Here is a 20,640-nt window from a genome sequence, read left to right on the forward strand (position 1 = left end):
GGGTGCCGCTACCGGCCGGCGCCGCGGGCGTGCGGCGTCCCGGCCCGCGGCCGGGCCGGTGTGCCGGGGCCGCCGGCCGGCGCAGGCGGCGCGGCGCCGCGCCGCGGGACCAGGTGACGGACCAGGGCGACCGCCGCGAGCAAGGCGAGCACCGCGCAGACGGCGGGCCAGCCGAACGCGGTGTGGGCGCGGACGCCGAGCCAGGAGCCGGCGGTGCCGCCCAGGTAGGAGCAGGTCATATAGGCCGTGTTGAGTCTGGAGCGGGCGTCCGGGCGCAGGGCGTAGACCCGGGTCTGGTTGGCGACCATGCCGGACTGCATGGCGATGTCCAGCAGCAGGGTGCCCACGGTCAGGGCGGCCAGGCCCGCCGGACCGCCCCCGGCGCCGGCCACCAGCACCGCCGCCGAAGCCAGCACCGCGAGCAGGGAGATCAGGTTCACCGGACCGGGTCCGTGCCGGTCCACCAGGCGTCCGGCGAGCGGTGTGCAGAGCATCGTGGCCCCGCCGACCAGGGCGAGCAGCCCGACGGCCTGGGCGCCCAGACCGTAGGCCGGGCCGGTGAGCAGCAGCGACAGGCTGGTCCACACGGCCGAGAAGCCCGCGAAGGCGGTGGCCTGGTAGAGACAGGAGCGGCGCAGTTCCGGCTCCGCGCGCAGCAGCCGCAGTGGCTCGGCGAGGAGCGCGGGGTAGCTGTGGCGGGCGGCGGACGCGGACGGGCTGGTGACCGGCACCGCGTACGCCAGCACCGCCGCGAGGGTCAGCGACACCACCGCGGCCACCAGGTAGGGGGCCCGCCAGCCCAGCCACTCGCCCAGCGTTCCGCTGAAGGTGCGGGCCAGCAGCATGCCGCCGGTGGATCCGCTCAGCAGGGTGCCGAGCACCGCGCCCCGGCGGTCCGGCGCCACCAGGCCCGCCACCAGTGGGCCGATGATCTGCGCGGCCACCGTGGTCAGCCCGACCAGGGCGCCGGCGGCGACCAGCGGCGGCAGTGCCGGGGCGCAGCCCGCGCCGAGCAGGGCCAGGCCGGTGAGGGTGAGCAGGACGACCAGGAGCGTGCGGTGCCGGAACCGGTCGCCGAGCGGCACCAGCAGCACCATGCCGGCCGTGTAGCCGATCTGGGTCGCGGTCACCACCAGGGTGGCCGCCTCCGGCGAGACGTCCAGCCCGGAGGCGATGAGCGGCCCGAGCGCCTGCGGGAAGTAGAGGTTGCCGACCGCCACGGCACAGGTGACGGCCAGCAGCAGGACCAACCGGCGGCTCATCCGGCCGCCCAGGGGCCCGCCGGACACGCGGGAGAGGGGGAAGTCATGGAGGGAAGTCCAGGGCACCGGCGGCCCGCTGCCAATCGATGTAGCCCTCCGCTTAATCGTCGGCTTCCGGGCCGGCGTCCCGGCCCGCCCGGCGGCCACGGCGGTGACCGGCGCGCCGATCGCGCGGACCGGCGACCGATCGGCGAACCGACCGCGAACCGGCTGGCGACCGATCGGCGAACCGACCGCGAACCGGCTGGCGACCGACCGGCGAACCGCCCCGCGATCCGATCGGCGAACCGCCCCGCGAACCGATCGGCGAACCGACCCACGAACCGACTGGCGCCCGATAGGCGCCCGACCGGCGAACCGACTGGCGACCGATAGGCGACCGGCCGGTGAACCGGCCGCCGGACGGCGGCAGATGACGGGCCCGCCACCCGGCCGGCACCGGACGGCGGTAGCGTGATCGTCCGGTACTTGCCGCATGCGACGCACTGGGGGAGAACAACCGATGACCGATGTCAGGGTGCTGGGGCGTGACCGACTGCCCGCAGCCGTCACCGAGGGGGGGCCGGGGCAGCCGCACGCCTGGGTGCTGAGCGTCTCGGAGTACACCACGGGCCCGGAGGCCGACACGCTGGACAAGGTGCTCGACGCGTCCGAGCGGGAACGGGCCGCCGCGTTCGTCCGGGCGGAGGACCAGCAGCGGTACCGGGCGGCCCACGCCGGGCTGCGGGTGCTGCTCGGCGCCTATCTGGGCCTGGAGGCCGCGGCGGTGCCGTTCATCCGTGAGCCGTGCCCCGGCTGCCAGGAGCCGCACGGCCGGCCCGCGGTTCCCGGCGCCCCGCTCCACTTCAACATGTCCCACGCGGGCGACCTGGTGCTGTTCGCCTTCGCGTCCGCCCCGATCGGCGCGGACGTGGAGCGGGTGCAGGAGCCCCGGGTGGTGGCCCAGGTCTCCGGGAGCCTCCACCCGCGGGAGCGCGCCGAGCTGGCGGGGCTGGCGGAGGCGGACCGGCCGGCCGCCTTCGCCCGCTGCTGGACCCGTAAGGAGGCGTACCTCAAGGGTCTGGGGACGGGCCTGTCGCGCGACCCCGCGCTCGACTACGTGGGCACCGGGACGCAGCCGGTGCCGGTCGGCGGGTGGACGATGGCCGATGTGCCGCTGGACCACGTGCGGACCGGGTACGCGGCGGCGTACGCCGTCCTTGGCGTCACCCGTACGGAGTAGCCGGGGTCGGCCTGGGGATGCACGGCCCGCCGGGCCGATGATCCTGGACCCAGGAGGCAGCGGCGGCCGCGCCCCGGCCCGGCCGCCGCTCCCGGCTCCCACGGAGGGTCCAGCGATGAGCCCCAGAACAGTGAAGGCCGGCGGTGACCGGCGCCCCCAGGGCGGAGTGCGCGAACAGCTGACGCCGGCCAGGATCGCCATCCTGGTGATCGGCGTCCTCGCGCTCGTCTTCATCTTCGAGAACACCCGGGAGGTCGAGATCCGGCTGCTCGTGCCCGAGGTCACCATGCCGCTGTGGCTCGCGCTGCTGGCGGTCGGGCTGATCGGGGTGCTGTGCGGGGCGTTCCTGTTCGGGCGCCGCCGCTGAGCGGGGGCAGGGCGCGACCGCCCTCGCCCCGGGCCGCCGGTCCGTCCGGACACCGGACCCGGGGCCGGAGCACCCGGTGCCGCAGGCCGCCGCGATCGTACGATGATCAGATGGCCGATCCCGCGTCCCCCTCGCCATCTTCGTCCCCCTCCCCACCCCCCTCTCCGTATCTGGCGGTGGCGCCCCGGGCGGCCATCCGCCGGGTCGAGCGCCGGGACGGCGCGGAGCTGATCCGGCGGGCCCGGGACAGCGTGGAGCTGCACCGGCCGTGGCTCTTCCCGCCGCTGACCGAGGAGGCCTTCGAGAGTCATCTGGCGCTGCTGGAGCGGCCGGACCGCGCGGGCTTCGTGGTGTGTGTGCCCGGCACCGGGGCGATCGCCGGTTTCGTCAACATCAACAACATCGTCCGGCACGGCTTCCAGTGCGGCGCCGTCGGCTACGGCGCGTACCGGCCCTACGCCGGTCAGGGCCATATGTCCGACGGCTTCGGGCTGGTCCTGCGGTATGCGTTCGGGCCGCTGGGGCTGCACCGGCTGGAGGCCAACATCCAGCCCGGCAACGAGGCGTCGGTCGGGCTGGTCCGGCGGCACGGCTTCCGGCTGGAGGGCTTCTCGCCCGACTTCCTCTTCATCGACGGCGCCTGGCGCGACCACCAGCGGTGGGCGATCACCGCGGAGATGCTGCCGGCCGCGGACGGGCCGGCCGGCGGCACCGGCCGTCCGGAGAGTGACCGCGGGTGGCACCCGGAGTCGCATCAGGCATTCGGCGCGTCATAGGCATTCGACTATCGCCCCGGTGGAATACCGGTCTTGGACGGCGGGCGGCGACGGCTGCTGTGCTGGGTACATGATCAGGTTCACCAAGCGACAGGGTTTCAGCCGGCGTTCCGCGCTGGCCGGCGCCGCGGGCGGCATCCTGGCGGGAGCGGCCGGAGCCACCGTGCTGGGCCGCTCCGCGGAGGCTTCCGCGCCCGAGGAGCGGCAGCGGCCCCGGGCCGGCGGCGGGGCTGCCGCCGAGTTCCGCTGGCTCGGCACGGCGGGCTGGCGGATCGGCTCCGGCGACCGCACCCTGCTGTTCGACCCGTACATCACCCGTTTCCCGACCGGTCTGTTCACCGGGCGGTTCGACGCCGCGACCCGGCTGCGGGTCGACGAGCGCCTCGTCGACACCCACCTCGGCGGGACCGCGCCGAAGCTGGTGATGGTCAGCCACAGCCACTGGGACCACCTCAACGACGTCCCGTACATCGCCCGTTCGACCGGAGCGCCGGTCATCGGCACCGAGACCACCTACCACCTGCTGCGCGCGTTCGGGGTGGACACCGGCGGGCTGATCGTGGTCAAGGGCGGCGAAGTGCTGCGGTTCGACGGCTTCGTGGTGGAGGTGTTCGCCAGCCGGCACAGCCGCAACGGCGCGCGCTCCTACTTCAGCCCCGGCACGCTGGTCGCCCCGCCCGGCCGGCCCCGGACCATCGCCGACCTCCCCGAGGGCGACACCCTGGCCTTCCAGGTGACGCTCGACGGGGGTCCGTCGGTGTTCCTCATGGGCGCCAGCGACTTCGCGGCGCGCGAGGTGGACGGGGCGCGCCCGGACATCGCCATGGTCGCGACCCCGTCCACCACGGCCACCCACCGGTACGCGCCGCGGCTCATGGCCGCCCTCGGCCGGCCCCCGACGGTCGTCCCGGTGCACTGGGACAACTTCGAGACGCCGCTGGACGAGCCGGTGCGGCCGGACCCCACGGTCGACGTGGACCGGTTCGTCGGGCAGTTGCGGCAGGCCGCTCCCGATTCCCGGATCGTGCTGCCGGACTACCGGACCACCTACCACTGGTCCTGACCCCGCCGGTGGCGCCGGGCCGGCCGCGGCTCAGCCGGCCCGGCGGTCGACGTACTCGAACACCGAGCCGTCGGGGTGCCGGGCCACCAGGTTGCGGCCAATGGGCGTGGGCAGCGGGCCGGCGATGATCTCCGCGCCCACCGCCGTCAGGTCGGAGACCGCCTCGTCCACGTCCCGCACCGCGATCGTCGCGGTGATCTTCCGGAGGATCGACAACTCCGCCTCCGGGCCGCTCATCAGGAAGAAGCAGCCGACCGCCGCGACCGAGACACCGCCGCGCTGGAAGCGGAGTGCCTCGGTCCCGGTCAGCCGTTCGTAGACGGTGATCGCCTTGTCCAGGTCGTCGACACAGACCCGCAGTGAGGTCCCCAGAATGTCCATACGGACGAGCCTAGTTGGTGGGACCGGGCGGGACCGGCGGGTCGCCGGCTCCGGGCCGGCCGGTCACCGTCCGGCGCCGCCCCCGGCGTCCGGGCCCTCCCCGGTGCCGGCGCCCTCCGGGGTCTCCGCGCTCCCCGCGGCCTGCCCGGCCTGCCCGGTCTCCGCGGCCGGCCCGGCCTTCCCAGTGCCCCCGGCGTCCCCGGCGTCCCCTGTGCCCCCGGCGTCCTCGGCGTCCCCGGCGGACGCCGGACCGGTCGTCCGGCACCGGATCTCACCGTGCAGCACCGCGAACCAGGCGTCCTCCCGGGCGCCCCACTCCCGCCAGGCGTCGGCGATCCGCCGCAGGTCCCGCTCGGTGGCGTGTCCGCCGTCCACCGCGAGCCGGGCGTAGCGGGACGCCACCGTGCGGTCCGCCCACAGCCCGCTCCACCAGGCCCGCTCCTCGGCGGTGCTGTAACACCAGGTGCCGGCACCGGCGGTGATGTCGGTGAAGCCGGCCCGGCGGGCCCAGGACACCAGCCGCCGCCCCGCGTCGGGCTCACCGCCGCCGGCCCGTGCCACCCGCCGGTACAGCTCCTGCCACTCCGTCAGCCCCGGCACGGCCGGGTACCAGGTCATCGCCGCGTAGTCGGAGTCGCGGGCCGCGACCACTCCGCCCGGCCGGCAGACCCGGCGCATCTCGCTCAGCGCCAGGACCGGATCGCCCACGTGCTGGAGCACCTGGTGGGCGTGGACCACGTCGAACGAGTCGTCGGGGAAGTGCAGTTCGTGGACGTCCGCGACGGCGAACCGGATGCCGGGCAGCCCGCGTTCCTCGGCCAGGGCGCGGGCCTGTGCCAGCACCGGGGCCGCGGTGTCCACCGCCGTCACCCGGCCGGGGGCCACCAGCCGGGCCAGGTCGGCGGTGATGGTGCCGGGACCGCAGCCGATGTCCAGCAGCGACATCCCCGGCCGCAGCTCGTCCAGGAGATAGCCGGCGGAGTTGGCGGCGGTGCGCCAGGTGTGCGAGCGCAGCACCGACTCGTGGTGGCCGTGGGTGTAGACGGCGGTGTCCTTGGACATGACGGTTCTCCTCCTTCGAGCGACCGGTGATCGTCGTACCGCCACGCTACGCCGGAATCTCGAATCCTGAGAGTGGGGTCTCATGATGTGGGCGCCCTGGGTGGCGAGGTGACGCGGCGTCAGCCCTGCCGCTACCCTCCGCGTGTGATCACTCGTGGTCCCGCCACCGGGCTCCGCGCCGACGTGCCCCGCATAGCCGCCGGCCGTCGCCGCCGCTCCTGCCACTGACGCACCCTGCCGCGCCCGCGCCGCTCCGCGCGCCCCCGCGTGCCTCCCAGCGCCGAGCCGCACCACCCACCCCGCCCCTCCGCGCGGGCGCGCCACCTCACCGGCCCCGCGCCGGGGCTTCGAGCGCGCCTGGGCCGGCTCGCGGCCCGCCCACCACCCCCTCCACCGGGAGAGACCCATGACCTCCTCGTCTCCGGCCGCTCCGGACGAATCCGCCTACGACCGCGTCCGGCTGCGCCAGTGGCTCGCCGGTACCGCCAGGGCCGACGGGTTCACCCGCCGTGACCTGCTGGGACTGCTGGCCGCCGCACCGCTGGCCGCCGCCTTGCCGACCGCCGGCCCGGCGGCGGCCGCCTCCGCCGCAGCCGCGCCCGCCGGGCCGGGGGCGGCACCGGGGATCGCCAAACCGCTGCCCGCGGAGCTGTTCACGGTCCGCGACACCAACGCCGAGACCAGATGGAGCGCGCTGCGCGGCACCGGACGGCACACCCCGGTCGACCGCTTCTTCGTGCGCAACCACGGCGCCACCCCGCGACTGGACGCCGCCGGCTGGCGGCTCCGGCTGTGGGGCAGCGGTCTGCGGGGTGCCCCCGGCCTCGACCGGGCGGTCGAGCTGACCTACGACGAACTGCGCGCCCTGCCCGCGGTCACCCGCGCCGCCTTCGTGGAGTGCGCGGGGAACGGCCGCAGCTTCTTCGCCACCCAGCAGGGGGAGCAGGTCGGCGGCACCCCCTGGACGCTGGGCGCGATCGGCTCGGCCCGCTGGCGCGGGGTGCCGCTGGCCACCGTGCTGCGCCGGGCCGGGCTGCTCGAACGAGCGGTCGACGTGATGCCGCGCGGCCTGGACGACGACTACCTCAGCGAGGGCACCAACCTGGGCCGGGTCCGCCGCCCGCTGCCGGTCGCCAAGGCGCTGCGGGACGTGATCCTCGCCTACGAGATGAACGGCGAACCCCTGCCGTACGACCACGGCCACCCGGTGCGGGTGCTGGTCCCGTCCTGGAACGGGGTCTCCTCCATCAAGTGGGTGGGGGACATCGAGGTGTCCGCCGAACCGCTGTACTCGCCGTGGAACACCCGGCTGTACCGGCTGTTCGGCCCCACGCTTCCGCCGGGCGGCGCACCGGTCACCCGGGCGGCCGTGCGCAGCGCCTTCGAGTGCGCCTTCGGGGAGCGGTTCGCCGCCGGCCGCACCCACCGGCTCTCCGGCCGTGCCTGGTCCGGTGCCGGCCCGGTCCGGCGGGTCGAGGTCAGCTTCGACGACGGCGCGCACTGGCGGCCCGCACGGTTGGCGGACCGGCCCCGCGCCGGCGACTGGGTCCGCTGGACGGCCGACTGGCGGCCGTACCGCACCGGAGCCGCCACACTGCTGGCCCGCGCGACCGACGAGGCGGGCAACACCCAGCCGGAGCGCTCGGTGTACAACACCCAGGGCTACCTCTTCGACGCGGTGGTGCGCCACCCGGTCGAAGTGGTCTGAGGGCGGTGCGGGGCCCGCCGGACGCCGGACCGGCGGGCCCCGCACCATCCCCCGGGAGCCGCCCTGACGGGCCCCGGGGCCGGGCGGTGGGCCCGTGGTCCGCTCAGCGGCGTCCGCCGATCTCGGAGGCCACGTCCTCGACGGTGCGGTACGTGTGGTCGGACGACAGCGCCGCCACCATCTCGATCACCGGGTCCGGCGCGTGCCGGTCGTGGAGGGTGCGCAGCAGCGCCGCCCGCTTGGCCGGGAACGGGGTGCGCCCCAGATGGCGGGCGAGTTCGAAGCGCATCGCCTCGTAGCCGCCGCTGGTGCCCGGCCGGGTGGCCGGACCGACTCCCGGCCGCGGGTCGTCGTCCGCCGAGGGCTCCGGGTCGTGCCACTCCTCCGCCCGGGTGGGGTGCCCGGACCGCAGCAGACCGTCCAGTTCGTGCTTCATCTCCTCGTCCCGGCGTGGGCTCAGCCGGTCACTGCCTCGCTGCATACCGTCCTCCTGGTACCTCTTCGAAGACTCCGTGCCGCGGCCGGCGTCCCCGCCTCCTCCGCGAACGGCGCCGTTCGCGGGGGTTCGCGGGGTACGCGGGTTCGCGGGTGGCCTCTGCGTGGGGGCCGGGTACCCGCTCGGCACGCGGCCACACGAACCCGGCCGGACCGGGACGCACGGCGTCCCCGCCCAGGCCCCGCGGCCGCCCCGGCGTCCCCGCCCCGGCCGCGTGCCGCCGCCCCGCCGTACCCCGGGCGCCGGCCCGGCCCCGCCGCGGGGGCGCCGCGGTCCCGGCGGGCCGTCGCCCGCGGCCCTGGGGTGCAGTCGTCCCTGGTCGCGTGGCGACGCCGCGCGGAAGGCGGGTGGCTCGGGCCGGCCGGGCGGCCGGCCCCGGGGCGGCCGTCGTGTCGCACCGCTCCGCCGGCGCGGGGACAATGGGGACATGGCTGACCGCACCGCGCAGGAGACGCTGACCCGGTACGGCCAGGCCCTGGACCTCTTCTCCGACCGCGTGCACGCCGCCCGTCCGGATCAGTGGGACGCGCCGACCCCGTGCACCGAGTGGTCCGTCCGGGACCTGGTGAACCACCTGACCGTCGAACAGCTCTGGGTGCCGCCGCTCGTCCAGGACGGCCGGACCACCGAGGACCTGGGCGACGCCTTCGACGGGGACGTGCTCGGCGAGGACCCGGTGGCCGCCTGGGACCGGGCCGCCGCGGCGGCCCGGGAGGCGTTCGCCGCCCCGGGCGCCCTGGACCGGACCGTGGGGCTGTCGTACGGGGACACCTCGGCGGAGGACTACTGCTCGCAGATGACCGCGGACGCGGTGGTGCACGGCTGGGACCTGGCACGGGCCGTCGGTGCCGACGAGCGGATCCCCGACGAGCTGCTGGCCTTCACGGCCCGTGAGGTCACCCCGTACGCCGGGGACCTGGCGCAGACCGGACTGTTCGCCGCGCCGGTGGAGCCGCCGCCCGGCGCGGACGCCCAGACCGCACTCCTCGCCCTGCTGGGCCGCCGGGCCTGACCGGGCCCGCTCCGTCCCCGCCCCGCCGGCTCGGCGTCCGGCCCCCGCGTTTCGCGGCACGACGCGTCCGTGTGTCGTGCGTCCCGAGACGACGACGCCCGTGACGGCGCTCTCGTGCGTCGGCCGTCCCGAGACGGCGCCCGTGCCGGCGGGGGCATCCGTGCGCCGCGTGCCCGGAGACCGCGACCCGCCGCCGCGAAGCCACCGGCATGTGCGCACGGGTGCCCCCGCCGGGCCGGGCCGGCCGGGGGCATCCGCGCGCCGGAGGGGCTCACAGGGCGGACTGCGCGGACTGCACCGCCTTGTCGAACACCGGGATGAACGCCTCGTGGAACGCCCGCAGATCACCCGGCTTGCGGCTGGTCACCAGGGTGTTCGGGCCCGCCTCGCAGATCTTGACCTGTTCGTCGACCCAGGTGCCGCCGGCGTTGGTGATGTCGGTGCGCAGGCTGGGCCAGGAGGTCAGGGTGCGGCCCCGGACCACGTCGGCCTCGACCAGCGTCCACGGCGCGTGGCAGATCGCCGCGACCGGCTTCCCCGCCTCGAAGAAGTCCTGCACGAAGCGGACCGCGCCCGCGTCCATCCGCAGCGCGTCCGGGTTGGCGACGCCGCCGGGCAGCACCAGCGCGTCGAACTCGCCGGCCGAGGTGTCGCCGACCACGGCGTCGACCGGGAAGGTGTCGGCCTTGTCGAGGTGGTTGAACGCCTGGATCCGGCCGGGCGCGGTGGAGACGAGCACCGGGTCGCCGGCCCCGGCGTGCACGGCCTCCCAGGGGTCGGTCAGCTCGACCTGTTCGACCCCCTCGGGGGCGACGAGAAAGGCGACCTTCATGGAACTCACGTCCTCTCGGAGCAGCGGAACGACGGCCAGGCGGGCGGCCGCGGCGGCGGACGTGCCGCACCGGCCCGCGCCGCCGTGACGCGCGCACGCCAGTCCGGCCCCGGGCAGCCACCCTGCGTTGCGGGTTGCCTGCCGGCCCGCTCCGAAACAACACCGCCGGGCCGCAGCCCCGGCGGCGCCCCCGGTCGGCCGCGTCCCGGGCCACGCCGCCGTCGCGCCTCCCGGTCGGCGGCGTCCCGGGCCACGCCGCGCGGCCGCGCGCCCCGCCCTGCCCGCCGGGCCAGGCCGGGCGGCCGACCCGGTGTGCCGGGCGGGACCGCCCCGGGCCCCGGGCGTCCCGGGGAGCCGGGCCACGTGTCGGCCGCCCCGCCGGCCGGCCCGATCTGCGAAGGTGGACGGACCCGCATCCGTGGTCGACAGGGACGAAGGGGCACCGCATGCAGCCGCAGCCACCGATCCCCGCCCCGGCGGAGCCCGACGGCGGTCTGCCGGTGCTCCCGGAACTCGCCGCCCGGTTCGCCGGGGCCGTGGCCCGGACCGGTCCGGAGCCGGTCGGCGGCGCACCGGAGCTGCACCGGGCGGCGTGCGGCTACTGGTCCCGGCGCGGACTGCCGGCCCGGCCGGACCAGATCGCCGCGGCCCCGGGGGCCCAGCCGCTGCTGCTCGCGCTGCTCGCCGCGATCGGCGGCGACGTCCTGCTGAGCCGCCCCTGCGCCGGCTGGTACGAGCCGCTGGCGCGGCTGGCCGGCCGCCCCGCCTACCACGCGCCGGTCCCCGCCGAGTGCGGCGGGGTGCCGGACCCCTTCGCGCTGCTGGAGACGGTGCGCCGGGTGCGTACCGAGGGCGGCGCGCCCCGGGCGCTGGTGCTGTCGGTGGCCGACGACCCCACCGGGACGGCGGCGCCGCCGGAACTGCTGCACGAGGTGTGCGAGGCAGCGGTGGAGGAGGGGATGTTCGTCGTCAGCGACGAGACCTGGCGCGACACCCGGCACGAGCCGCACGGCACGGTGCTGCTCAGCCCCGCCGAGATGGTGCCGGAACGGGTGCTCGTCCTCAGCGACCTGGCGGGTGCCCTGCTGCCGTCCGGCTGGCCGGTGGCCGTGGCCCGGTTCCCGGACACCCAGGTCTGCGCGGATCTGCACGCCCGTACCCTCGCCATGCTCGCCGCGGTCCGCGGCACCCTGTCCGCGCCGGTCGCGGCCGCCGCGGCGCACGCCCTGGACGAGCCGGAGCCGGTCCGGGCGCGGGTGGCCGCGACCGCGCGGGCCTACCGGGCGGTCGGCGAGGAGGCGCACCGCCTGCTGACCGAGGCCGGGGTGCTCGGGCTGCCGCCGCTGGCCGGCCGCCACCTGTACGCCGACTTCTCCGAGCTGCGCGCCGCCCTCGACGCCCGGGGCATCACCGATTCGGTGGAACTGGCCGAACATCTCACCCGGCGGCTGGACATGCCGGTGGCCGGCGGTCACCTGTTCGGCGACGCCCCGTACGCGCTGCGGGCCCGGCTGCCGCTGGCTCCGCTGCTGGGCGCGGACGAGGTACAGCGACTGGCCGCGGTGGAATCCCCGGCCCCGCTCGAACTCACCCGGGTGGCGGAGGCTTTGACGGGGCTTGCGGAGGGCGTCGGCGAGCTGTCCCGGCCGCCTGGGAGCTGAACCGACGGGCCGTCACCACCAATGGCGGCATTCCCGGCATAAGTGGCAGGTTGCGCTGACTACTCATAGCTTCCAGTCATGTACATACGACAGCTGCGCCTCGTAGCGCCTCTCGCCACCCTCGCCGTTCTCGAAGCCGCCATCCCGGCCGCCGCGAGCGCCACCCCCGACCACCCGGCCCGGCACATCGTCCGGCCCGGGCAGTCCATCCAGGCGGCCGTCGACGCCGCCCGGCCCGGCGACACCGTGCTGGTGCTGCCCGGTACCTACCGGCAGCGCGTGACCATCACGGTCCCCGGGCTGACCCTGCGCGGAGTGGGCGGCCGTACCGTGATCGCCGCGCCCGCCGCCTCCGCCGCGAAGCCCCCGGCCGCGAAGCCCCCCGCGGCCACGAAGCCCGACCCGGCGGCGAAGAAGCCCCCGGCCGCCACCAAACCCGGCCCCGCCGGGAAAACCGATCCGGCGACGAAGCCCGGCTCCGCGCCCACCGCCCCGTCCGCGACCCCGGCGGACGCCGCGGCCGCCGCCGAGGCCGCGCCCTGCGCCACCGACCACGGCATCTGCGTCCTCGGGACCAAGCAGCGCCCGGTCCAGGGCGTGGCCATCCGCAACCTGACCGTCCGAGGCTTCGCCAAGAACGGCGTCTGGGGCAACCGGACCGACCGGATGAGCGTGCACGGCGTGACGGCCGAGGACAACGGCGCCTACGGCATCAGCCAGGAATGGTCCACCCGCACCGACCTGCGGCGCAACGACGCCCACCGCAACGGCCAGGCCGGCATCCTGATCGCCAACACCACCGCCGAGGAGGCCGCGGCCATCGACACCCGGGGCACCGTCGTGCGGGACAACGAACTCGCCGACAACCGCATCGGCGTGGTGCTCCGGCGCGTCCGGAACCTCACCGTCGAGCAGAACACCGTGACCGGCAACTGCGGCGGCGTCTTCGTCGTCGGCGACGAGTCCATTCCGCGGGGCGGCGCGCTGACCGTCACCCGCAACAACGTCCACCACAACAACCGCTACTGCGCGGCGACCGCCCGCCTCCCCTTCATCCAGGGCACCGGCATCCTGCTCACCGGAGTGGAGGAGACCCGGGTGACCGCCAACCAGGTGCGCGGCCACACCGGCAAGTCGCCGATGTCCGGCGGCGTGGTGCTCTTCAAGAGCGTGGTGGGCACGGCCAACTCCCGCAACACCATCAGTGACAACGAGGTCCGCGGCAACAGCCCGGCCGACCTCGACGACCAGGACCGGGGACCGGGGAACGCCTTCACCGGCAACCGCTGCGACCGGTCCGTACCGGAGGGACGGTGCTGAAGTGACCGCCACACCCATCCGGGCCGCGCACGCGGCCCCGCCGCAGACCGCGATGCGGTTGCGTGAGATCGTTTTCGGCGCGGCACGGGCCGCCGCGGTACGTGCCGCGGCCAGGCTGGGTGTGGCCGACGCGCTGGGCGAGACACCCGCCACCGCCGAGGAACTGGCCACCGCCCTGGGCACCGAACCGCAGCCGCTGCGCCGGCTGTTGCGCGCGCTCGCCTGCGACGGGGTGTTCAGCGAGACGGCGGACGGGTGTTTCGCCCACACCGAGATGTCCCGGCTGCTCCGCGAGGACGCACCGGGCAGCCTGCGCTACATCGCCCTGTGGTGCACCGAGCCCTGGACCTGGCAGGCCTGGCCCCTGCTGGACCAGGCGGTGCGCTCCGGCAGCCATGTCTTCGACAGCCTCTACGGCAAGGACTTCTTCAGCTACCTCCACGACGACGCCGAGGAGTCCGCCGAGGTCTTCGACAAGGCCATGACCGCCTCCAGCCGGCAGTCCGCGGCGGATGTGGCGGACCTGCTGGACCTCACCGGAATCGGCCACGTCGCGGACGTCGGGGGCGGCCAGGGCCAGGTGCTGGCCGCCCTGCTGGAGCGGCACCCCGGGCTGCGCGGCACCCTCCTCGACCTGCCCAAGGTCGTGGCGGGTGCCGACCCCCGGCTGCGGCCCGGCGGCGCGCTCGCCGACCGGGCCGCGCTGGTGCCCGGTGACGTCCGGCGCGGCATCCCCGTCGACGCCGACCTGTACCTCATCAAGAACATCCTGGAATGGGACGACGACAGCACCCGCCGGACGCTCCGCAACGTGGTCGCGGCCGCGCGGCCCGGGGCCCGGGTGGTGGTCGTCGAGAACCTCGTCGACGACAGCCCCTCGATGCGGTTCACCACGGCCATGGACCTGCTGCTGCTCCTCAACGTCGGAGGGCGCAAGCACACCAGGGAGAGCCTGGTGGCACGGATGGCCGAGGCCGGACTGGAGGTGGCGGACGTCCAGCCGGTCAACGCGTACCTGCACGCCTTCCACGGCACCGTCGCGGCCCCGCGGCCGGTCGCCGGGACGACCACCGGCTGACCGCGGCGCGAGCCGGCCCGCAGAGGGCCGGGGCCCCGGGTGACTCCCGGGGCCCCGGCCCTTTCCGTGCCTGTGCGGCCGCGGCAACGGGCCCGGAACCGCCGCGCCTTGCCGGGGTGCGGGGGTCGGTGGGCGACGCCGGCGTGCGGGGCCTGTCGGGCGACCGACCGACCGCCGCCGATCCTCCCCTCGCCCCTCGCCCCTCGCCGCTCGCTCCCCGCCCCTCGCCACCGTCCGCCGGCCTCGGCGGATGAGTGCCGAGGCCGGACCGGGAAGGAAGCGGCGGGAGGGGGAAGGGAGACGGGGGAGGCGGGGGAGGCGGGGCGACGAGCCCGCGTCAGGCCCAGGCGAACGAGTCGAGGTGCGCGAACACCACCACGTTCGCGGTGTAGTCCTGGGTCTGCCGGTCGTAGGTCCCGCCGCAGGTGATCAGCCGCAGCTGGGCGTCGGGGGTGTCGCCGTAGACCCGCTCGTCGGGGAACTCGTCCTTGTCGAACGTCGCCACGTCGTCGACCACGAAGGTGGCGACGATGCCGTCGGCGCGGGTGATCGTCACCTTCTCCTTGGCCTTGAGCGTGGCGAGCGACCAGAACACCGCCGGGCCGGTCTTGGTGTCCACGTGTCCGGCGACGATGGCGTTGCCCCGCTCACCGGGTGAGGCGCCCTCCCGGAACCAGCCGACCAGGTTGTTGTCATCGTCCGGGGGCGCGTTGAGCTGTCCCTCGGAGTTCAGCGTGAGCTCGGTGAACGGGGCGTCCACACCGAGCGAGGAGATCGCCAGCCGGGTGGGGGCCGAGCGCGGCAGCGCCGGGCCCCGGGTGGACCGCGGCCGGTCCGCCGAGACGTCGCCGGCCTCGGACGAGGCGGAGGCCGCCGGCTCCTTGCTGGAGGAGTCCGGCGACGCGTCGACGGAGTTGTAGACGAGGAACGCGCCGACCAGGCAGGCCGCGGCGGCCCAGCGGAGGATGCGCGCACTGTTGTCGCGGCGCGCCGGCTGCGCGGCCGCGGGCCCCTTCGGGGCTTGTCCGACGTCCCCCTGCGGGGGGTATTCGACCATGGAGCGTCGCCTTTCTTCGGGCAGTCCGGCCGGGGTCCGGCCGCGACAGTGCCGTGGTCACCGCCGGGGGAGCGGCGGTGACCACGGCAACGGCACGGGCCGGTCAAGAAGCCTCGGCTCAGACCGCCTTGCCGGCCGGGGTACGGCGGCGCAGGACGTACGCGCCGGCGCCGAGGCCGCCGACGAGCAGCACCGCCCCGGCGGCCAGACCGCTGCCGCTGTCGAGGGCCATGCCGCCACCGCCGGTGTGCACACCGCCCTTCGGCTTGTGATGGCCGTTCCAGCCACCCTCCTTGTCCTTGCCTTCCCACTGCTTGTGGTCGCCGTGCTTGCCCTGCCACTCGTGGTGGCCGTCCTTGCCCTGCCACGAGCCGTGCTGGTCGTGGCGGGAGTCGGACGTGGTGGAGTCCTGTCCGTCGCTCTGCGGGCTGCTCTGGGCGTCCTGGGTGGTGGAGTAGCGGTTTTCGCTGCCCGGGTCGGTGGCGTACGCGGCCGCCGGGGCACCCACGGTCAGCGCGGCGCCGAGCACCGCACCGGCGATAAGCGTGCGAGTGGAACGCATGGTTATTTCCTTCCGGCGCTCCTGACGATTACTGACCATCTGTCAGCTGAAGGGAATCGCGGAGCCGCCTTCCTCACCGTCAGCCAGATCCCGGGGCCCCGCCACCGGACACCAGCGCATTCGGGTGGCGGTGTGCGCCCTACGGGTGGTCCCCACGGCGTGTCGTCACCCGAAGGAAGCAGGGGCTCCCGAGCGGCCGGAGACCCCCGTGGCGGCGATCCGGAACCCGCCGCCCACCCGCGCCCCCGCCCGCGCGCACGTGTACGCCGACCGCCGCCTCCGCGCACGCCGGACCCGCCGGTGGGCGCGGGAACGCCCGGACGGCCCCTCCGCGGCCTTCGGACGCCCCCCGGCCGGCGCCCCGGCTCCCGGCGGCCCGGCTCCCGGCGGCCCGGCTCCCGGCGGCCCGGCCGACCGGCCGCCCCCCTGCGGCGCCCGGGCCCCGCGGCCGGGCCCGGCCGGCCGTCCCCCGCGCGCGTCGGCCGCGTGCGTCGGCCGGCCGCGGCCCGCGCGGCACACGAAGACGGCCGCCGGACCCGGACCACCGCGGGGGTGGTGCGGATCCGGCGGCCGTCGGCCGGGGCGCGCGGGCCCGGCGGGCACATCGGAGGGAACGGGGTCAGCCCGGACCGCGGTCCCAGCGGTAGAACTCCCGCGCCATGGCGTCCTGGGGGCCGCGCCAGGTCGCGGGGTCGTAGGCGGCGACGAACGGGGCGAGCCGCGCGCTGATGTCCTGGAACTCCGGATGGCCGGTGTGGTCGGCCACCCGCGCCGCGGGCGGCCGTTCCGCCTCGATGAGGTGCAGGTACACCTCGCCGAACTGGAACAGGCTGCGGCCGGTCACCCCGATCAGCTCCGGCAGTTCGCCGCGCCGGTCGGACTCGGCGAACACCGCGGCGATGTCGTCGGCCGAACCGGGCCGCATCCGGGCCACGATGAGGCTGCGGTGCACCCGCTCCCCGCCGCCCCGGTCCCGGCCGGGCCCGGCCGCCGCGCCCGGGCCCGCCTCGGCGTCGGTGCTCATGCCCCCACCCTGGCGCGGGCGCGCTGCTCCACCCGGTCCCGGATGAGCTCCATCTGGATCTTGGAGTTCCGGTTGATCCGCTCGGTCATGCCGGCGTCGTCGACCGGAGCCTCCGGCTTCATCTCGAAGTCCTGGGTCCACCGCATCAGGGTGCCGCGCGGCGTCTCCTCGTACTCCCAGCGGATGTTCATGTAGGAGAACGGGCCGGTCTCCACCCGCCGCGCCCACACGGTGAGCGCCTCCCGGTCCGCCTCGCGCTCCGAAACCCAGCTCCACACCGTGCCGTTCTCGTCCGGGTGCATGGTCAGCCGGAAGACGGTGGTGTCGCCGTCCCGTTCGAGCACCTCCACGGAGGCGTACTCGCTGAACAGCTGCGGCCAGCCCTCCAGGTCGTTGGTGACCTCCCAGACGAAGTCCAGGGGAGCGTTGATCAGGATCTCGTTGTCGGTGTGTCCGGCCATGTCATGCTCCTACGGTGAGGGACTCGTTGACGACCTCGACGAAGTCGCCGGGGGTCTTGCACGCCTCGGCCCGCGAGTCGATCTGCACGCCGTAGCGCTGCTCCAACTCGCTGACGATGGCCAGCAGTCCGAGCGAATCGAGACCGAACTCGGCCAGTGGGGCGTCCTGTCCGCCGCGCAGTCGCTCGGGGTCGACGGCGATCCCGGCGCAGCTCTTCATCAGGGCAGCCAGTTCCTCGTGCGTCAGTTGACTCGACATCAGTTTTCTCCTTCCGCGCGGCGCAGCAGCAGCGCCGCGTTGGATCCCATCAGCCCCCGGCTCAGTACCAGCGCCGTGCGCAGCTCGGCGCTGCGGGCGCGGCAGGTCACCAGGTCCAGGTCGTGGCAGACCTCGGTGACCTGCGGGGTCGGCGGCACCGTGCCGTGCTCCAGGGCGAGCACCGCGGCAGCCACGTCCAGCGGCGGGCCACCGCAGTAGGCCCGGCCGTAACCGGCCTTCGGCGCGGTCACCGGCACCCGCGCGGCGTGCGCGCCCAGCGCGTCCGCCACCGCCAGCGCCTCCGCCCGGTCCGCCTCCGGCGTGCCCAGCGCGTCCGCGAACACCACGTCGACCTCGTCCGGAGCGCACCCCGCCCGCTCCAGCGCGATCCCGATCGCCCGCGCCAGCCCCTCCCGCGACTCCTCCCAGCCCGACGGCCGGGTGAAGGTGGCGCCGTGGCCCAGCAGCCGGGCCCGGACCGGGGCGCCCCGCTCCAGCGCGGCGGTCTCCTCCTCCACCACCAGCATGGCGCCGCCCTCGGCGGGGACGAACCCGCTCGCCTCCGCGGTGAACGGCAGGTACGCGCGCTCCGGGTCGGCCGAGCGGCTCAGCTCCCGGTAGCCCAGCTGGCACACGACCGAGTAGGGCGCCAGCGGGGCCTCGGTGGCGCCCACCAGGACCGCGTCCGCCCCGTTGCGGACCGACCGGCAGGCGTGCGCGAAGGCGTCCAGACCCCCCGCCTCGTCGGCGGCCACCACCCCGCACGGGCCCTTGAACCCGCCCCGGATGGAGATCTGGCCGGTACTGGCCGCGTAGAACCAGGCGATGGACTGGTACGGGCCGACGTACTTCGGCCCCTTCCCCCACAGCCGTTGCAGCTCCCGCTGGCCGAACTCGCCGCCGCCGGAGCCGGCCGCGGTCACCACCCCCACCGAGTAGGGCGGCAGCCCGTCGGTGTTCAGCTGGGCGTGGCCCAGCGCCAGGTCGGCGGCGCCCATCGCGAAATGGCTGAACCGGTCGGTCTGCACCAGGAAGCGGTCCTCCACCGCGGCTCCGGCGTCGAACGCCCGCACCTGGCCGGCGACCCGCAGCGGATAGTCCGCGCAGCCCTCCCGGGAGAGGCGGTCCAGGACCAGGACGCCTTCCCGGGTCGCCTTCCAGAACGCGTCGGTGCCGATGCCGTTGGGGGCGACGATGCCGAGCCCGGTGATGACCGTGTGCCGTGCCGTACCGCCCATCACACCCTCCCGCCGTCGTGACCGAGGACCACCGCGGACTGGAAGCCGCCGAAGCCGCTGCCCACCGACAGCACCCGGCGCAGCGGCGCCGTACGCGCCGTCTTCGGCACGTAGTCCAGATCGCACTCCGGGTCCGGTTCCTCGTAGTTGGCCGTCGGGGGGATCACCCCGTGGGCCAGCGCCAGGGTGCACGCGGCCAGCTCTATGGCGCCTATCGCGCCCAGCGAGTGCCCGACCATCGACTTGATGGAGCTCATCGGCGTGGCGTAGGCGTGCTCGCCCAGCGACCGCTTCACCGCCGCCGTCTCATGGCGGTCGTTCTGCTTGGTGCCCGAGCCGTGCGCGTTGACGTAGTCGATCTCGGAGCCGTCGATCCGGGAGTGGTCCAGCGCGGTGTCGATCGCCCGGGACATCTCCAGGCCCTCCGTGGTCAGGCCCGTCATGTGGTACGCGTTGCCGAACGTGGCGAAGCCGTTGACCTCGCAGTACACCTCCGCGCCCCGCCGGCGGGCGTGTTCCAGTTCCTCCAGCACCAGGACCGCGGCGCCCTCGCCCATCACGAAGCCGTCCCGCCGGGCGTCGAACGGCCGGGACGCGTGCTCCGGGTCGTCGTTGTTCGCCGACGTCGCCTTGATCGCGTCGAAGCAGGCCACCGTGATCGGTGAGATCGGCGAGTCCGAGGCGCCGGCCACGCACACGTCGGCGGCGCCCTCCTCGATGGCCTGGAAGGCGTAGCCGACGGCGTCCAGGCCCGAGGTGCAGCCGGTGGACACCGTCTGCACCGGACCGTGCGCGCCCAGCCGCTCCGCCACCCCGGAGGCCAGCGCACTGGGCGAGAACGCCCGGTGCAGGAACGGCCCGGCCGGCCGGTGGTCCACGTCCCAGCGCGCCCCCTCCCCGCTGACCAGGACGTAGTCGTGCTCCAGCCGGGTGGTGCCGCCGACCGCCGTGCCCAGCGACACGCCGACCCGCCAGGGGTCCTCGGCGTCCATGTCCAGGCCGGCGTCGCGGACCGCCTCGTCGGCCGCCACCATCGCGAACTGCACGTACCGGTCGGCGGCCGCCACCTCGTCCGGGGTGAGCCCGCACGCCGCCGCGTCGAAGTCGCACTCGGCGGCTATCCGGGAGCGGAAGCCGGCCGGGTCGAACAGCGTGATGGTCCGCGTCGCGGTACGGCCCGCGGTGAGCATGTCCCAGAACGCGCCGGTGCCCACCCCGCCCGGCGCGACCACCCCCACCCCGGTGACCGCCACCCGCCGGGTCATGACGCCACCCGGGCCGTGCCGGGGTCCTCGGCGATGCGGGCCCCCGTCGCGTCCTCGGTGTCCACGTGGCCGAGGTCGGGGCGGGGCGCCAGCGGACCGAGGTGGAAGACCATCCGGGCCTCGGTGTCGCCGACGTTGCGGAACCGGTGCCGCATGAACGCCGGGATCAGCAGGCCGTGGTCGGCGCGGAGCGGGTGCGCCGTGCCGTCCAGGTCCACTTCGAGTTCGCCGCACACCACGTACACGAACTCCTCCGAGTACGGGTGGTAGTGCTCGGCGATCCGCTCACCCGGGCCGATCAGCGCCAGCCCCATGAAGCCGCTGGTGGCACCCACCGCCGTCGGGGTGAGCAGGGCGCGCAGATCACCGCCGCGGCGCCGGTTGGGCGGGACGTCGTCGAGGCTCACGACACGCGGAGAGGACGGGGTGGGGGTCGGGGTCGGCTGGTCGGTCATGGGGATACCTCCCGGACGGGATGGGAACGGACAGCGGGGCGGCGTCGCGGACCGCCGCGGGGGACGTGGCCCGGCGGCG

The 20,640-nt window shown here is 75.5% G+C and carries 21 protein-coding genes and 1 pseudogene; 9 read left to right on the forward strand and 13 right to left on the reverse strand.

Features of this window, described 5'->3' with window-relative positions; translation table 11 throughout:
• Positions 1–8 precede the first annotated feature (8 nt).
• Positions 9–1,289: an MFS transporter gene (locus ACH4B3_RS08235; protein WP_398461939.1), complete on the reverse strand. Its 1,281-nt coding sequence runs from the start codon at positions 1,287–1,289 to the stop codon at positions 9–11.
• A 475-nt stretch (positions 1,290–1,764) separates the two neighbouring features.
• On the opposite strand from ACH4B3_RS08235, the gene ACH4B3_RS08240 reads away from it, so the two are divergent.
• The 4 genes from ACH4B3_RS08240 to ACH4B3_RS08255 all read left to right on the forward strand — a co-directional run bounded on the left by ACH4B3_RS08240 (position 1,765) and on the right by ACH4B3_RS08255 (position 4,690).
• Positions 1,765–2,484, forward strand: a complete 720-nt coding sequence (locus ACH4B3_RS08240; RefSeq protein ID WP_398461940.1) for a 4'-phosphopantetheinyl transferase family protein — start codon at positions 1,765–1,767, stop codon at positions 2,482–2,484.
• Between the two features lie 115 nt (positions 2,485–2,599).
• On the forward strand, positions 2,600–2,851 hold the full coding sequence (locus tag ACH4B3_RS08245) for a lipopolysaccharide assembly protein LapA domain-containing protein (protein ID WP_398461941.1): 252 nt from the start codon (positions 2,600–2,602) through the stop codon (positions 2,849–2,851).
• Positions 2,852–3,027: 176 nt separating this feature from the next.
• Positions 3,028–3,627, forward strand: coding sequence for a GNAT family N-acetyltransferase (locus tag ACH4B3_RS08250; protein ID WP_398461942.1), 600 nt, complete (start codon positions 3,028–3,030; stop codon positions 3,625–3,627).
• 70 nt (positions 3,628–3,697) lie between these two features.
• The gene (locus ACH4B3_RS08255; RefSeq protein WP_398461943.1) at positions 3,698–4,690 is read left to right on the forward strand and encodes an MBL fold metallo-hydrolase; all 993 of its coding nucleotides are present in this window, start codon (positions 3,698–3,700) and stop codon (positions 4,688–4,690) included.
• Positions 4,691–4,720: 30 nt separating this feature from the next.
• Here the strand turns inward: ACH4B3_RS08255 and ACH4B3_RS08260 are convergent, their stop codons facing one another.
• Positions 4,721–5,071, reverse strand: a complete 351-nt coding sequence (locus ACH4B3_RS08260) for a VOC family protein (protein ID WP_398461944.1) — start codon at positions 5,069–5,071, stop codon at positions 4,721–4,723.
• Between the two features lie 258 nt (positions 5,072–5,329).
• Positions 5,330–6,133, reverse strand: a pseudogene (locus tag ACH4B3_RS08265) (class I SAM-dependent methyltransferase); the annotation flags it as partial.
• 406 nt (positions 6,134–6,539) lie between these two features.
• Between ACH4B3_RS08265 and ACH4B3_RS08270 the strand changes: the two are divergent.
• The gene (locus ACH4B3_RS08270) at positions 6,540–7,841 is read left to right on the forward strand and encodes a sulfite oxidase (protein WP_398461945.1); all 1,302 of its coding nucleotides are present in this window, start codon (positions 6,540–6,542) and stop codon (positions 7,839–7,841) included.
• Between the two features lie 103 nt (positions 7,842–7,944).
• Here the strand turns inward: ACH4B3_RS08270 and ACH4B3_RS08275 are convergent, their stop codons facing one another.
• Positions 7,945–8,322: a DUF2795 domain-containing protein gene (locus tag ACH4B3_RS08275; protein ID WP_398461946.1), complete on the reverse strand. Its 378-nt coding sequence runs from the start codon at positions 8,320–8,322 to the stop codon at positions 7,945–7,947.
• Positions 8,323–8,764: 442 nt separating this feature from the next.
• Between ACH4B3_RS08275 and ACH4B3_RS08280 the strand changes: the two genes are divergently transcribed.
• Positions 8,765–9,349 carry a TIGR03086 family metal-binding protein gene (locus tag ACH4B3_RS08280; protein WP_398461947.1) on the forward strand — a complete coding sequence of 195 codons (585 nt, stop codon included), beginning with the start codon at positions 8,765–8,767 and terminating at the stop codon, positions 9,347–9,349.
• A 271-nt stretch (positions 9,350–9,620) separates the two neighbouring features.
• Here the strand turns inward: ACH4B3_RS08280 and ACH4B3_RS08285 are convergent, their stop codons facing one another.
• On the reverse strand, positions 9,621–10,181 hold the full coding sequence (locus ACH4B3_RS08285) for a type 1 glutamine amidotransferase domain-containing protein (RefSeq protein WP_398461948.1): 561 nt from the start codon (positions 10,179–10,181) through the stop codon (positions 9,621–9,623).
• Positions 10,182–10,627: 446 nt separating this feature from the next.
• On the opposite strand from ACH4B3_RS08285, the gene ACH4B3_RS08290 reads away from it, so the two are divergent.
• The 3 genes from ACH4B3_RS08290 to ACH4B3_RS08300 all read left to right on the forward strand — a co-directional run bounded on the left by ACH4B3_RS08290 (position 10,628) and on the right by ACH4B3_RS08300 (position 14,240).
• Positions 10,628–11,842 carry an aminotransferase class I/II-fold pyridoxal phosphate-dependent enzyme gene (locus ACH4B3_RS08290; RefSeq protein WP_398461949.1) on the forward strand — a complete coding sequence of 405 codons (1,215 nt, stop codon included), beginning with the start codon at positions 10,628–10,630 and terminating at the stop codon, positions 11,840–11,842.
• A 78-nt stretch (positions 11,843–11,920) separates the two neighbouring features.
• The gene (locus ACH4B3_RS08295; protein ID WP_398461950.1) at positions 11,921–13,162 is read left to right on the forward strand and encodes a right-handed parallel beta-helix repeat-containing protein; all 1,242 of its coding nucleotides are present in this window, start codon (positions 11,921–11,923) and stop codon (positions 13,160–13,162) included.
• 52 nt (positions 13,163–13,214) lie between these two features.
• Complete coding sequence (locus ACH4B3_RS08300) at positions 13,215–14,240, forward strand: methyltransferase (protein ID WP_398462323.1); 1,026 nt, start codon at positions 13,215–13,217, stop codon at positions 14,238–14,240.
• Positions 14,241–14,577: 337 nt separating this feature from the next.
• Here ACH4B3_RS08300 and ACH4B3_RS08305 read toward each other — a convergent pair whose 3' ends face one another.
• The 8 genes from ACH4B3_RS08305 to ACH4B3_RS08340 form a co-directional block, all read right to left on the reverse strand.
• Positions 14,578–15,297, reverse strand: coding sequence for a class F sortase (locus ACH4B3_RS08305; protein WP_398461951.1), 720 nt, complete (start codon positions 15,295–15,297; stop codon positions 14,578–14,580).
• 118 nt (positions 15,298–15,415) lie between these two features.
• Positions 15,416–15,859, reverse strand: a complete 444-nt coding sequence (locus ACH4B3_RS08310; protein WP_398461952.1) for a hypothetical protein — start codon at positions 15,857–15,859, stop codon at positions 15,416–15,418.
• 619 nt (positions 15,860–16,478) lie between these two features.
• On the reverse strand, positions 16,479–16,811 hold the full coding sequence (locus tag ACH4B3_RS08315; RefSeq protein WP_398462324.1) for a TcmI family type II polyketide cyclase: 333 nt from the start codon (positions 16,809–16,811) through the stop codon (positions 16,479–16,481).
• A 68-nt stretch (positions 16,812–16,879) separates the two neighbouring features.
• A complete protein-coding gene (locus tag ACH4B3_RS08320; protein WP_398461953.1) occupies positions 16,880–17,344 on the reverse strand; it encodes an SRPBCC family protein in 465 nt (154 codons plus the stop codon).
• A 1-nt stretch (position 17,345) separates the two neighbouring features.
• Positions 17,346–17,603, reverse strand: a complete 258-nt coding sequence (locus ACH4B3_RS08325) for an acyl carrier protein (RefSeq protein ID WP_398461954.1) — start codon at positions 17,601–17,603, stop codon at positions 17,346–17,348.
• On the reverse strand, positions 17,603–18,841 hold the full coding sequence (locus tag ACH4B3_RS08330; protein ID WP_398461955.1) for a ketosynthase chain-length factor: 1,239 nt from the start codon (positions 18,839–18,841) through the stop codon (positions 17,603–17,605). The genes ACH4B3_RS08325 and ACH4B3_RS08330 overlap by 1 nt, the downstream gene beginning before the upstream one ends.
• Positions 18,841–20,106 carry a beta-ketoacyl-[acyl-carrier-protein] synthase family protein gene (locus tag ACH4B3_RS08335; protein ID WP_398461956.1) on the reverse strand — a complete coding sequence of 422 codons (1,266 nt, stop codon included), beginning with the start codon at positions 20,104–20,106 and terminating at the stop codon, positions 18,841–18,843. Before ACH4B3_RS08335 ends, ACH4B3_RS08330 begins: the two co-directional genes overlap by 1 nt.
• Positions 20,103–20,561, reverse strand: a complete 459-nt coding sequence (locus ACH4B3_RS08340) for a cupin domain-containing protein (protein ID WP_398461957.1) — start codon at positions 20,559–20,561, stop codon at positions 20,103–20,105. The genes ACH4B3_RS08335 and ACH4B3_RS08340 overlap by 4 nt, the downstream gene beginning before the upstream one ends.
• Between the last annotated feature and the right edge of the window lie 79 nt (positions 20,562–20,640).

The sequence above is a fragment of the Streptomyces sp. NPDC018031 genome, from assembly GCF_044327625.1.
In the GTDB taxonomy this organism is placed as follows: domain Bacteria; phylum Actinomycetota; class Actinomycetes; order Streptomycetales; family Streptomycetaceae; genus Streptomyces.